Here is an 11436-nt window from a genome sequence, read left to right on the forward strand (position 1 = left end):
TTCTCCCGCTGGATAACTGTTCTTGGCGATTTACGCTGCACGCCCGGGTCAGTTGCCAACCCTCTGAACCGTTAAGGCCGGTTCATCGCTGCCTTTGAATCTGGGCCGGTGGTGATCCGGCAAGGGGTGTAACCAAAGAGCGGTGGGCTGTGAGGCCCTTCGCAGTGGCTGTGTGTCGCTGCGATGGCGTAAATTTAGCCTTAAGCTAAAATTACGTCAATAGCTCCAAGCTAAATATTTAGCGGTAGGCGAAATTGTCACGATCTGCCAACTCTCACCGGGCCGATATCTGAGGTCCATAAACCCTTTACGCGCCAGTTAGCAGTGAGCTATGATTTTTCTATTAGCTGTATGAATATACAGTAATTATTTAGGGGGATTTCATGGCAAAGAATCAGGCGGCACTGGCAACACCGCAGGAAATGAGCGGTATGGAGCGCCTTGCGTTGCGCGTCTCATCGATGATCAATCACCCGGTGGCGCAGGCGCAGCGCTGGGTGACGATCCATCGCCTGGACACGGACGGTGATAGGGAATGGGAAGAGGTGTTGGGCGTGATCGCCGCGACCGACGAGCTTGAGCTGACGCTCAATGACGACGGCAGCGTGAGTGTGAGGTGGGAACAGCAGGAGGTCGAAGTGGCGGGGAGGGGAGAGGCTGCATTTGAGCGGGAAGAAGAGCCGGCGCCGTTCTAAAGGCCATGAAAAAGCCCGCCGAAGCGGGCTTTTTTAGTGAGGCAATGATCTAGCTAATCCAAAAGCGGCTGCTCCGACTCCGCCAGACAGGAGAAATGCAGTAGCGATGAACCATTTGATCATTGATCCCTCGACGCGCGTAAGGTCAGTTCTGAAATTAGCCACGCTTTGGTTGACGGTCCCCATGTCATTCGCCAAATCCGCTTTTGTGGCTAGATTTGGAAACACATTTGTCCGTAGGCCATCCAACGCTGTCTCAATCCGTCCAAGACTGATTTCTATACTTTTTAGGCCTTGCTCTAGCGTCTCGACTCGTTTTTCCAATTTGTCCCCTCCTGGTGGCTCTGATCCACCCCCACCTTTCTTTGAGTCCTCGCTGGATGAAAGGTTGTGTTGTCTGTAATCCTCGCGCAGGTAGCGAATCGTGTCACTCATTCTTTTTCGTCTCCAGATTTATCCCAGGGGTGACGGCCACTGAATATTCGCGCCGTACGCTCCTCCAAAAGATCCATGGGGAGGAAGACTTCATTTAATTTTTCCCACGCGCGGTCTACCCGCTCTTTGCCCTCACCTTCAAGAGGAAGCGAGCGGAGCGCTACGAGTGTATCTATTAGAACTGATGTAAGAACGATCTCAGCGTCTCGCAACGGCGAGGTCATTTGACTCAAAGCCAAATAGCTAACATTTCCATCTAGAAATTTCGAAACCTCTGGAGTCATTGGCTTATCAGGTGGGACTTCTTCGTCCATGATCATCGCTCGCTTTCATTGAGAAATTGTTCGGTTTTTCCCGTTTAGGATTAAAGCCTATTTACGGTCGGAATATAGCTAAACCAAGCTAGCGTTCCACACCAGTAGCACCCGAGCCAAAATATAGGTGTCATCCACTCGGATATCCTCGGGATCATGATGCTTGTTATCCGAGATCATCTTGAAGCGATCCTTGCCTTTCTTTTGCAAGCGCTTCACGTAAAGCATGTCGTCGTGGGAGAACAGGTAGATCCCGTCCCCCGTGAACTCTCGGATCGTAATGTCGACCAGTAGCGGGTCGCGATCCTTGATCGTTGGAGCCATCGACTGACCCCAGCCGGTGATCATCTTGAGGTGGAAGTGCTCTTTGAAGGTTACGCCCAGGTCACGTAGGTGCTTGGGGCTGACCCTTATGTCCTGGAGCATTTCCGGATATTCGTGCGGGATCTGTCCGCCACCCATAGCCGCGCGCACGTCGTAGTGCGCAATCCACACCTCATCGCCGACCTGGCCAGGGCGGGAGAGGTCGACGGTTATGACGTTACTCGTCTCGTCAGCCGCCGCGATAATCCTGTCGCGAGCGGCACTCGTCAAACCGCTGACCTTCGCAAGCATTTGTCTTACTTGGTCGGCCGCGCTCTGCGTCGATGCCTCGCCTTCCGCGTCTCCGCTATTTAGAGATGTCGCCCCCTCGGCAGAGATGGAGTCAAACCAACCCCTCGGCAGTTTCTCGATAGTCTCAATTCGCCGCGCAACATCGTCCCCAAGGTTCTTCGCAGTCTTGTCCGACAGAATCTGACTCAGGTGCGCAGGGGCCATTCCCCAGCGCTCGGCGCATGCGCCTTTCCGCTGGGTTCCTATGAGGCTGATGAGTTTCTGCTTGCGAATCGCATAAATATCCATGCGGGCAAGAATGCCAGCGTTTAGCTCAATGCTAAATGTGCTCAAAGCTAAATATTCCTTGCTACAAAATTAGCCATGAGCTAAATTTCTTCCATGTATAAGGAGAGATCCAATGAATGACCATCTGCGTGACTGGCTCGCCAGCGCTTCAAACGAACGGCGTCAGTCCGTAGCAGCCGCTGCTACGACGACGGTAGGCCACCTCTGGCAGTTGGCAGGTGGTCACCGAAAGGCCTCGGCCGATCTGGCGGAGCGCCTTCAAGACGCATCTGGCGGCGAGATCACCATCGCAGGTCTCCGCCCCGATCTTCTCGACCTTGCGCACAAAGTCCTGCGCGGCGCCGCCTAACATCCCTATCCGCCGTTCCATTGACCAAATGATCGCCTCTGCACCTGCAGGGCGCCACGTAAAAAATTTCGAGGTGTTACATGCAGGAGTTGATGAAGGCGATCTATGACGTGGTTGACGACCACGGGGCAGGGCGGATTGCGGAGGGGGCCAGCTTCTCTTCAAAGACGCTGCTTTCCCAAAAGGCGAACCCTGATTACGACAGCCACAAGCTGAACGTCCAGGAACTGCACCGAATCATGAAGTTCACCCAGGACTTTCGCCCGCTTAAGGCCTGGGCCGAGGCTTTCGGCTTCGACCTAGTACCGAAGGACAAGCCCGAGGGCATCAACCTCAACTCCGCGTTGCTGCGCTTGCACGCCGACCTGGCTGACGTTACGCGCCTCGCGTTCGACGCCCAGGCCGATGGCCGCGTATGCAATCGCGAGAAGTCCGAACTACTCAAGGAGGCTGAGGAAGTGATCGTCAGCTTGGAAGTGTTCAAGCAGTCGGTGAAAGCAGCCTGAATTTCAGACATAAAAAAGCCGGGGCGCAATCCCAGCTCTTTCAACAGCAACAAACTTGTGGAGCGAATCATGCACCAAGCCATTCAAACGATCAATAGCCCCACCAATCTCGCGCCACGCTTTTCGCAATCTGAAAACGTGGCGCGCAATAGCTCGCATACAGTCTATTCGGCGGCCTGACATGCAATACACCGTCACGATTAATCAAGTGAAGGCGCTGGAGTGGGGGCTGAATTCTCAGCAGGCCTTGCTGTTCGCGTTCGTCTACGGCTGCCCGAGCTGGGCCAAGCCAATCAAGACTGATGACGGGATCTTCTTCGCGCTGAGCAAGGCCAAGATCACTGAGGAGCTACCGCTGCTCACTGACAAGCCAGACACCGCTTACCGCATGCTGAAGGCCCTGGAAGAGGCCGGTTTGATTGAGCTTCGCCCTGAAGCATTCCGACTCACCGAAAAAGGCTGTGAGTGGAACCCGGACCGTATGGGCCACGTCACCGCGCACCAACCGCCGGTCCTCCCGCCCCGGCGCAGGACAAAAAAGAAACCAATCCCTTCTGGCTTGCGTGCTCTGGTGTTCGCCCGCGACGGCCACGCGTGCTTGCGCTGTGGCTGCTCGGTGCTGATGCGCTTGAGGGCTGATCACGTCGTACCTGAAAGCCAAGGTGGAGAGGCTTCTTTGGGCAATCTCCAGACCCTTTGCATGTCCTGCAATAGCTGGAAGGGCGTGCGGACGATTGATTTCCGCGCGTTCGCCGGAGGTGCAGCATGAGCATGGGCCTTATGGTTGCCGCAATGAAGCTTCGCGTTGGTAATCCGCTGCGCAAGCTGGTGCTGATCAAGTTGGCCGACAACGCCAGCGACGTAGGCGAGTGCTGGCCCTCCTATCAGCACATTGCTGACCAGTGCGAGATCAGCAAGCGTTCTGTCATGAACCACATCACCGCTCTGTGTGAGGCGGGACTGTTGCGCAAGGAAATCCGGAAGGGTGGTCCGAAGGGGAATTCGTCGAACGTTTACTTCCTCACCCTCGACGGGGGTGGTGCACCTCCTGCACCAGGGGTAGCGCAGAAGATTCACCCGGGTAGTGCAGCAGGTTCACCCCCTAGTGAATCTCCTGCACCAGGGGGTAGTGCAGCAGCTGCACCCAGAATCAGTAACTCTCTTGAACCAGTCATGGAACCGGTCATTGAACCAATTACACCCCCGGCTCCCGCCGCGGTTGTGCCGGCTCAGTCCCACGGCTTGGTGCTGGTGGTTGATCGTACCGACGCTCCACGGGTCGAGATCCCCGCCGACATGCCTGGCCCCAAAGACCAGACCTGCAAAACCTTCAAGGTCTGGGCGAACTACGCCATGGCTTACCGCAAGCGCTACCTCGGCGCATGGCCTGTTTGGAACGCCAAGGTTGGTGGTCAGCTCGGCCAATTGGTCGACCGCCTCGGCGCTGATGTCGCTCACCACGTCGCCGCGCATTACCTGAAAACCAACGATGCCGCAGTTCTGCGCAAGTGCCACAGCCTCAACGAGCTGCTGGCCAACGCCGAGAGTTATCACACCCAGTGGGTGACCGGGCAGCGCATCAACGGGACAACCGCCCGCCAGATGGAGCGGACAGAGGCGAACCACTCAGCAGCAGAGCAGGCCGCTCAGATGGTTCTGGCCAAACGCCAAGCAGGTGACCGCAATGAATACCTTTGAAATGAATGACCAGCAGGTTGCCGGGCTGGCCGCCGCCATCTGCGCCACCGCCGAGGCCATGGGCCAGGAAATGAACCCCGGTACCGCTGCGATGATGGCTGAAGATCTTTGCGCCTACCCGGTGCCGGTCGTCAAAGCCGCGTTGAAGGCCTGCCGCTTCGAGGTGAAGGGCAAGCTGGCAATGGCGGACATCCTGCAACGCGTCCAGTCCTCCGATGGCCGCCCGGGCAAGGACGAGGCCTGGGCCATCGCTATGACCACCAATGATGAGTTTGAAACCGTGGTGCTTACCGACGAAATCCGGTTGGCCCTGGCGGCTGCGAAACCTGTCCTCGATGCCGGCGACAAAGTGGGTGCCCGCATGGCGTTCATTAGCGCTTATGAACGGCTGATCACTAACGCCCGGGCTGAGGCTGTACCTACGACTTGGAACGTATCACTTGGTCATGATCCGCTGCGGAGAGTAGTGGCTATTGAATCAGCAGTTCGCATGCAACTGATTAATGAGCAGGCCGGAGAAAAATATTTGGCGGATCTTCGAATAGCTCCGATCACTAACGACGGACAGGCAATCGCTGGTCTTCTCACTGGATCGGTCGTAGAGCCTTCTCCCGGCATTCGAGAAAAACTTGCCGAAGTTCGCCAGATTGTCGATGCCGCGAAAGTTCGACAAGTGCGACAACGCCTCAAGAGTGCGCAGGCTGATCGCATTGATACGTACCTGCGTAAGCGAAAAGCTCGGGAAGCGATTAGGGCCGCGCAAGGTGTGGAGACCGCTCATGGGTAAGCCAGCAAAGCCCCGCTTAATGCCTGTTTACCTGGTGCTGCGCCGCCTGGTTGATCCAATGACCGGAAAAGAGGTCGCAGCGTTCGTGCCGTCCTCCGATGCTGACCGGTCGATCCTTCGGGAACGGGATTTCCGGATCAATACGAAGATCCGCGCCGACCTCAAGCAGCCCCGCAACCCACGTTTCAACGGCTTGGTCCACGGCTTGGGCCGGGTGCTGAGCCAGAACATCGACCGGTTCTCTGGCAAGCAGTCCCACGACGCTATCAAGGCCCTGCAGTTGGAATCGGGCGTGTACTGCGACGAGGAGGCGTTTGACATCCCTGGCCTGGGCCAGCTCACCCGCAAGACTCCACGCAGCCTTTCCTACGATTCGATGGGGGAGGAGACATTCCAAGATTTTTGGCGCCAGTGCTGCGCATACCTGGTGCTGCATGACTGGCCCACCCTTACCGAAGAGCGTTTAACCGAAATGGCTGAGTTCGAAGCATTCAAGGAGGCTGCATGACCATCGAGCGCAAACAGCCCAAGCCGAAGAAGTGCCGCGTCGAAGCGTGCAGGGCCTCATTCGTGCCTTCTCGCATGGGGCAGGCGGTATGCAGCCCGGCGTGCGCAATGATCGACGCGCCAAGGCATGAGCCGAAGGCGCGCAAGGCGCTGGCCGACGTCGAGCGTAAGGAAATCAAGGTCCGCAAGGAGAAGCTTAAGAGCAGGGCGGATCACCTCAAGGACACGCAACAGGCCTTCAATGCTTGGGTGCGCGCCCGTGATGCGGCACTGCCATGCGTGAGCTGCGGCCGGCACCACGAGGGCAAGTACGACGCCGGCCATTACCGGACCGTGGGGAGCAATCCGGCCTTGCGCTTCGAGCCGATGAACTGCCACCGCCAGTGCTCGCCGTGCAACACCCGGCTCTCCGGGAACATCGTGAATTACCGCATCGAGCTGTTGAAGCGCATCGGCGCCGAGGCAGTTGAGTGGCTTGAGGGGCCGCACGAGGCGAAGAAATATACCGTCGCAGAATTGAAGGCGATGACTGCCGATTACCGGGCAAAGACCAGAGAATTGAAAAAGGGGCTGGCAGCATGATCGAACCAATCAAGATGAATCCCTGCCCATTCTGCGAAGGGCCGCCGTGCGTCATTGCGCGCAACTGGATTACCCAGGAAGAGGTGTTCGAGGAGCGCAAGCAGAATGAAGATTTCGACGAGGCGTACGAGGCGCATGTTTGGTGTCATGAATGCGGCGCACAAGGCCCGGACATCAACACATGCTCGCTCGGCACATTCGAGCATATCTATGACCTCGAGGTGGCTGATGTGATGCGAATTGCTATTGAGCGCTGGAATGACCGACACAATCGGGCGCGTAGTTGCTACGACGGTGGCGAAAAAGAAGGCTTGAACATCTGGCCGAGGGCTACAGCATGACCTATCGCAACGTTGTTTCAGCAGTAGTTCGAGCCCTTGCGGCCGAGACCATCACTTCCGCTGGCGGCTGCGACTTTGAGCCCAAGGTTCAGTGTGCCAAACAGAAGGGGGAGATCGTCGGCAAGGAGGCGGCGTTTCTCCAGGACTGCTGGGTGTTCGGTCGGCTGCATAAGGCGTTGAGCGCAGCGCACTGGCGTGCCCTGGTAGCGAAATACTCGACCCACGAAGAGCGTAAGCACGGCGCGATATTGGAACTGCTCAACTCGGTGCGCACCCCTGCGCCGAAACGCTTCCGGGAATGCGCGGTGCTGACCTGGGCCATCCCTCAAGTTGCCGGAGCCGAGGGCAAGCGTTCTGCCGCAGTGCTGCCGGCAGCTTGGTACGACATCACCAACTGGGATAACGACGGCAAGCCAGAATCAACTCGGTACCGGTGGCGCTCAGGGATCCGTAAGACGCTGGATGACCAAGTGAACGAGGCGCTCACTGCCGCTCAGGAACTGCTCGACGCAGAGGGATTAATCGAAAGTTGCGCTGCGTAGCAAATCGCTATTGCAATGAGTGAGAAAGTGAGAGATTATTTACCTATCCTGTCGATCTTGCGCGTTGAGGTTGTACAGTAAAGCCCGGCATGAAGTCGGGCTTTTTCATGTGAGGCAAGGAACGATGCGAGCTATCTTACTTCTCGGAATGTTGCTTTCGCCTTTGGCGTTTGCCGACACAATCGAGCCTTCACATGACTGCAGCCAGCCAAGTGTTCCATACGAAGTTGAAGACCAGAACGAGCGTGATCAATTTAACGCCGAGGTGGAGGAGTACAAATCCTGCATCACTGACTTCGTAGAGGAGCAGCAAGACGCTATTCGGAAGCATAAGTCTGCGGCCGACGGCGCCATTGAAGAGTGGAACTCGTTCGCCCGATCGACATAGCCGCTACGTATTTCTCCAAGCCTCGCCAAGTGCGGGGCTTTTCTTTTTCGGCCCCGCCACACCCTTCGCTATGGCTGGGAGTGCTGCCGGGGCTGGATTTATCAATCTCCCCGAGAGGGAGTAACCCGGATGCCAAACATGCCTGATAAGCCAGACACCTGGGCCAAGATCTGGCTGGCGTTGAGCAATCCGCTCTGGCAGGGCGTGATCATGTCCATCACCGTCTCACTATTGCGTGTCATGTATGACGCGAAAGAAACGAGCAAGCGCCGGATCGTGTTTGAAGCACTGATCTGTGGGTCGCTAAGCTTGGTTGCTTCAAGCGTGATCGAATGGATGGCTTGGCCGCCAAGTCTTTCTGTTGCTGCTGGAGGGACTATTGGGTTCCTCGGGGTGACTGCTATTCGCGAGATGGTGACCCGCTTCCTGGGTCGCAAGGCGGATTCAGCATGAAGGCCTTCGCAGCAGCAATCATCATCGCTTTGGTCGGCCTGCTACTGGTGGGCATACAGCAGTCGCGTGTCATAGCCCTTCGCGGGGAGGTGGCATTCGAAGCTGGCGAGAAGTCCAAAGCATTCGCCGCCAATGCCGAGAGCCAGGCCACTATCACAACTTTGCGCGCCGAAGCGCTGCGCAACGCCGCGTACACATCCGACTTGGCCAAGCGAATCAAGGCCAGCGAGAAGAAAGCCGAGAAGGCGAGGAAAGACTTTGAAGAACTCAAGCGCAGCAGCAAGCCTGTTCGTGACTGGGCTAATCAGCCTTTACCTGACGGGCTGCGCGGCAAAGCCGGCAGTAGTAACAAAAACCCAAGCGGTAAGAATTGAAGCGCCCGAGTTGATCCCCTGCGAGCGCGTTGAACAAGACCAGGCCGACCTTCGCCTCAACGGTGATGTGTGGGAGCTCAAAGACAAGGCGATCAAATTGCTGGATACCTGCGCTGACCAGGTGGACGCCCAGATCGTTCGCAGCCAGAGCAAGTAAACGTAAAAGGTCAATGCGGGATATGAGCCCTGAAGGCCCGCTCAAGCTCAGAGTTCAACTGCTTAAATTGCTCGCGGCTGATAAAGCCAGCATCCAACAATGTTTGGTTAAAACGGTGAGCATCGTTCGTCAGGTTCTCACGATCCGACTTGCTTACGGCTGAAGCCAAGCGCCCGAAGTTTATGCGGGCTGCGGTCATCGCGAACTCTGTGTCTGCTGGCATGTGCATCTTCTCTAAAAGTTTGCCGACCAGGCACTTGATGAACGTGCTCAATCGTAATCTATCCAGCAGCGTTGATTGTCTGCGGACAGGGCGAATCATTTGATTCAAGCTAAGGGTGATTTGTAAGCCAGACAGGCTTCATCGAGCTCTCTGTTCAGTTGATCCAATTGCTTGGGGCTGATCAGGCCGGCTATCAAAAGTGACTGGTTATAGCCGCAAGCGCCTCCCTTTAGCTTGGCGAGGTGAGCATCATCTTTTGCTTCAGCCAGATACTTGAAATTGTCTCTTGCCCTAGCCATTGCGGTTGCTGCATCAATTGGCATCGGCTTCTCTTTTTTTGGTTGCGAGCTTAGCAGGGGCTCTGCTTTATCGGTTTTGACCTAGTTTATCCCAATCGTAAATCCGCGCCACGTTTTCAGATGCGCCAAATTGCGGCGCGCAATTATGAGGGTTCGCATGAGCCAGTTGCCAAATATGACCGGAGCCTTTGTCATCGGCGCGGTCACCTGTGCCGTGGTTGGCTGGGGAGTCATTGAGGGTGCCATCTGGATTGGCACTCATATCAGTATTGGGGGGGGCGGATGAGCAACGTAATCCGCCTGCGGCACGCCCTCCCGATGAGTCCAGACATCAACGATGCTGTGACCGCACTGGACAAGGCCATTGCAGATGCCGTGGACGCCGCCAAGAACGCCGGGTTGCCCCAAGGCCTGATCGTTGGGTTGCTCCACGGTCACGCTCACGCACAGACGCACCAGATGGTGACCGAATGACCGTCAAGGTTCTGGAGTTCAAACGAGAGGATTGGCGCGACGCCGCCAAGACCCTACGTAAGATCGCCGATGACCTTGACGCCGGTGTGCATCCCGAATGCACTGTAGGTGCCTTGACGCTGATCGGCGCGAAGGGAGAGGTGACCGTGTTCGGCCTTGGCCCTAAGTGCGACGACCTGCAATGTCTGGGTGCGATGCGCTTAGGTGAGCAGAAGCTGATTGATGTGCTGCTGGATAACGCGGAGGGGTAGGTGTGCCGCAGGGAGGGCGGCACGGGTGGCTGTCACATTCCACCGAAAAGTATCTTAGCGCTGACCAATTTTTGACCGTTGACCGTGAGAGTGCAAAAGCTCTCAGGTATTGTCCTGCCTGGCTCAGTCTTCATAGGATCGCATTTCAGAACTCCCTTCTTGTCCTCAAATGGTAGTTCAAACCCTGCAAGGGTCTTGCTGAACTCCAAAGTGTATTTCTGCCCATAGCCCATCCTGGCGATAATGGTTGGTTCACCGTCGCTCAGGAATCCTGATGTTGGAAACGCGCACAATGTGCCTTCCACTCGCTTTCCGTCGATGATGTTTGCGTCTGTATAGCAGGCGATTTGGCTGCGTTTGGTTGCTATTCCACCAGGTCCTAAGTTGGTCCATGTTGACTGGGGACCTACGGTGCATCCGGCGATTGCGGTAGCGCCCAGAAGGCATACGAAGAGTGAGCTGGCTTTGATGGATAGCATGGGGATTAGCTTCCTTACTTTTTGAAGTCGCCATCAATACCGGCATCCCGCCATCATTTCAAGTATCAGAGTTAGCTCATGACAATCAAGCAACCCGACTGGGAGGCAATTGAGCGCGCCTACCGGGCGGGGTCACTTTCCATCAGAACTATCGCTGAGCGCCAAGGCGTGAGCGACACCGCAATTCGAAAGAAAGCCAAGGTTCAAGGGTGGGCGAGAGACCTCTCTGATCAGGTGCGTAAAGAGGTTCGCAGCAAGCTGGTTCGCGGTGAGGTTCGCAACGACCAAGGCGCGAACTGCGAACTTGACGCCGAGATCATCGAGGAAGCCGCAGAGGAAGGCGCTCGGGTGGTTCGCAGCCATCGCCGAGATATTCGCAAAGCCACGAACCTTGCGAACCTGCTAATGGATGATCTGCTTACTACCATTCAGCGCCGCGAAGAGATCGAAGACGCGATCATCGACGAGACAAGCGAGGATAACAACGGCATGCGCCGGGCCTCGATGCTCGCTGCTGTAGCGCTACCCAGCAATTCCAAAACACTGTTTCAGCTGTCCTCGGCGATGAAGAACCTCCAGGTGCTGGAGCGCCAGGCATTCAGCTTGGACGAGAAGGAGAAGACGGACGACGCCGACGAGATCTCTAAGATGATGGATGAACTAACACAGGACGCCTGAC

The 11436-nt window shown here is 56.4% G+C and carries 22 protein-coding genes and 1 pseudogene; 17 read left to right on the forward strand and 6 right to left on the reverse strand.

The genetic code is table 11. The features are described from left to right. The first annotated feature begins 383 nt into the window (after positions 1–383). Positions 384–695, forward strand: a complete 312-nt coding sequence (locus tag ACOZK9_RS09610) for a DUF1654 domain-containing protein (RefSeq protein WP_421555711.1) — start codon at positions 384–386, stop codon at positions 693–695. A gap of 33 nt (positions 696–728) precedes the next feature. Here ACOZK9_RS09610 and ACOZK9_RS09615 read toward each other — a convergent pair whose 3' ends face one another. The 3 genes from ACOZK9_RS09615 to ACOZK9_RS09625 form a co-directional block, all read right to left on the reverse strand. Then, positions 729–1130, reverse strand: coding sequence for a hypothetical protein (locus tag ACOZK9_RS09615; RefSeq protein ID WP_421555712.1), 402 nt, complete (start codon positions 1128–1130; stop codon positions 729–731). Then, the gene (locus ACOZK9_RS09620; RefSeq protein ID WP_421555713.1) at positions 1127–1444 is read right to left on the reverse strand and encodes a hypothetical protein; all 318 of its coding nucleotides are present in this window, start codon (positions 1442–1444) and stop codon (positions 1127–1129) included. The genes ACOZK9_RS09615 and ACOZK9_RS09620 overlap by 4 nt, the downstream gene beginning before the upstream one ends. 78 nt (positions 1445–1522) lie before the next feature. Beyond that, positions 1523–2347, reverse strand: a complete 825-nt coding sequence (locus tag ACOZK9_RS09625) for a S24 family peptidase (protein ID WP_421555774.1) — start codon at positions 2345–2347, stop codon at positions 1523–1525. A 112-nt stretch (positions 2348–2459) separates the two neighbouring features. Between ACOZK9_RS09625 and ACOZK9_RS09630 the strand changes: the two genes are divergently transcribed. From ACOZK9_RS09630 to ACOZK9_RS09690, 13 genes and pseudogenes are all read left to right on the forward strand, one after another. After that, positions 2460–2696 (forward strand): helix-turn-helix domain-containing protein, encoded by a 237-nt coding sequence (locus tag ACOZK9_RS09630; RefSeq protein WP_141063638.1) that lies wholly within the window; start codon positions 2460–2462, stop codon positions 2694–2696. Positions 2697–2776: 80 nt separating this feature from the next. Next, entirely contained in the window at positions 2777–3202 is a 426-nt protein-coding gene (locus ACOZK9_RS09635; protein ID WP_421555714.1) for a phage regulatory CII family protein, read from the forward strand. 181 nt (positions 3203–3383) lie between these two features. After that, positions 3384–3677: pseudogene (locus ACOZK9_RS09640) on the forward strand (phage replication protein); the annotation flags it as partial. Between the two features lie 6 nt (positions 3678–3683). Further along, entirely contained in the window at positions 3684–3971 is a 288-nt protein-coding gene (locus tag ACOZK9_RS09645) for an HNH endonuclease (RefSeq protein WP_256349208.1), read from the forward strand. Next, positions 3968–4900 carry a helix-turn-helix domain-containing protein gene (locus ACOZK9_RS09650; RefSeq protein WP_421555715.1) on the forward strand — a complete coding sequence of 311 codons (933 nt, stop codon included), beginning with the start codon at positions 3968–3970 and terminating at the stop codon, positions 4898–4900. The genes ACOZK9_RS09645 and ACOZK9_RS09650 overlap by 4 nt, the downstream gene beginning before the upstream one ends. Beyond that, positions 4887–5687 carry a hypothetical protein gene (locus tag ACOZK9_RS09655; RefSeq protein ID WP_421555716.1) on the forward strand — a complete coding sequence of 267 codons (801 nt, stop codon included), beginning with the start codon at positions 4887–4889 and terminating at the stop codon, positions 5685–5687. The genes ACOZK9_RS09650 and ACOZK9_RS09655 overlap by 14 nt, the downstream gene beginning before the upstream one ends. After that, entirely contained in the window at positions 5680–6195 is a 516-nt protein-coding gene (locus ACOZK9_RS09660) for a hypothetical protein (protein ID WP_421555717.1), read from the forward strand. The genes ACOZK9_RS09655 and ACOZK9_RS09660 overlap by 8 nt, the downstream gene beginning before the upstream one ends. Continuing rightward, positions 6192–6776, forward strand: coding sequence for a recombination protein NinG (locus ACOZK9_RS09665; protein ID WP_421555718.1), 585 nt, complete (start codon positions 6192–6194; stop codon positions 6774–6776). The genes ACOZK9_RS09660 and ACOZK9_RS09665 overlap by 4 nt, the downstream gene beginning before the upstream one ends. Beyond that, the gene (locus ACOZK9_RS09670) at positions 6773–7117 is read left to right on the forward strand and encodes a Lar family restriction alleviation protein (protein WP_421555719.1); all 345 of its coding nucleotides are present in this window, start codon (positions 6773–6775) and stop codon (positions 7115–7117) included. Before ACOZK9_RS09665 ends, ACOZK9_RS09670 begins: the two co-directional genes overlap by 4 nt. Then, positions 7114–7659, forward strand: a complete 546-nt coding sequence (locus tag ACOZK9_RS09675) for a hypothetical protein (protein ID WP_122251263.1) — start codon at positions 7114–7116, stop codon at positions 7657–7659. The genes ACOZK9_RS09670 and ACOZK9_RS09675 overlap by 4 nt, the downstream gene beginning before the upstream one ends. Before the next feature lie 517 nt (positions 7660–8176). After that, positions 8177–8500: a phage holin, lambda family gene (locus ACOZK9_RS09680; RefSeq protein WP_099235224.1), complete on the forward strand. Its 324-nt coding sequence runs from the start codon at positions 8177–8179 to the stop codon at positions 8498–8500. Further along, entirely contained in the window at positions 8497–8874 is a 378-nt protein-coding gene (locus ACOZK9_RS09685) for a hypothetical protein (protein WP_421555720.1), read from the forward strand. The genes ACOZK9_RS09680 and ACOZK9_RS09685 overlap by 4 nt, the downstream gene beginning before the upstream one ends. Positions 8875–8884: 10 nt before the next feature. Continuing rightward, entirely contained in the window at positions 8885–9031 is a 147-nt protein-coding gene (locus tag ACOZK9_RS09690) for a hypothetical protein (RefSeq protein ID WP_099235311.1), read from the forward strand. A 10-nt stretch (positions 9032–9041) separates the two neighbouring features. Here ACOZK9_RS09690 and ACOZK9_RS09695 read toward each other — a convergent pair whose 3' ends face one another. Continuing rightward, positions 9042–9305 carry a hypothetical protein gene (locus ACOZK9_RS09695; protein ID WP_421555721.1) on the reverse strand — a complete coding sequence of 88 codons (264 nt, stop codon included), beginning with the start codon at positions 9303–9305 and terminating at the stop codon, positions 9042–9044. 53 nt (positions 9306–9358) lie between these two features. Then, positions 9359–9577 carry a hypothetical protein gene (locus ACOZK9_RS09700; RefSeq protein WP_058415636.1) on the reverse strand — a complete coding sequence of 73 codons (219 nt, stop codon included), beginning with the start codon at positions 9575–9577 and terminating at the stop codon, positions 9359–9361. Between the two features lie 258 nt (positions 9578–9835). Here ACOZK9_RS09700 and ACOZK9_RS09705 point away from each other — a divergent pair, with 258 nt between their 5' ends. After that, positions 9836–10027 carry a hypothetical protein gene (locus ACOZK9_RS09705; RefSeq protein WP_421555722.1) on the forward strand — a complete coding sequence of 64 codons (192 nt, stop codon included), beginning with the start codon at positions 9836–9838 and terminating at the stop codon, positions 10025–10027. Beyond that, complete coding sequence (locus tag ACOZK9_RS09710; RefSeq protein WP_421555723.1) at positions 10024–10278, forward strand: hypothetical protein; 255 nt, start codon at positions 10024–10026, stop codon at positions 10276–10278. The genes ACOZK9_RS09705 and ACOZK9_RS09710 overlap by 4 nt, the downstream gene beginning before the upstream one ends. 32 nt (positions 10279–10310) lie before the next feature. On the opposite strand, the gene ACOZK9_RS09715 is transcribed toward ACOZK9_RS09710, so the two are convergent. Next, positions 10311–10757: a hypothetical protein gene (locus tag ACOZK9_RS09715; RefSeq protein WP_421555724.1), complete on the reverse strand. Its 447-nt coding sequence runs from the start codon at positions 10755–10757 to the stop codon at positions 10311–10313. A 78-nt stretch (positions 10758–10835) separates the two neighbouring features. Here ACOZK9_RS09715 and ACOZK9_RS09720 point away from each other — a divergent pair, with 78 nt between their 5' ends. Continuing rightward, complete coding sequence (locus tag ACOZK9_RS09720) at positions 10836–11435, forward strand: hypothetical protein (protein WP_421555725.1); 600 nt, start codon at positions 10836–10838, stop codon at positions 11433–11435. Position 11436 lies beyond the last annotated feature (1 nt).

It is taken from the genome of Pseudomonas kitaguniensis, assembly GCF_049199985.1.
GTDB classification, from domain to species: domain Bacteria; phylum Pseudomonadota; class Gammaproteobacteria; order Pseudomonadales; family Pseudomonadaceae; genus Aquipseudomonas; species Aquipseudomonas kitaguniensis.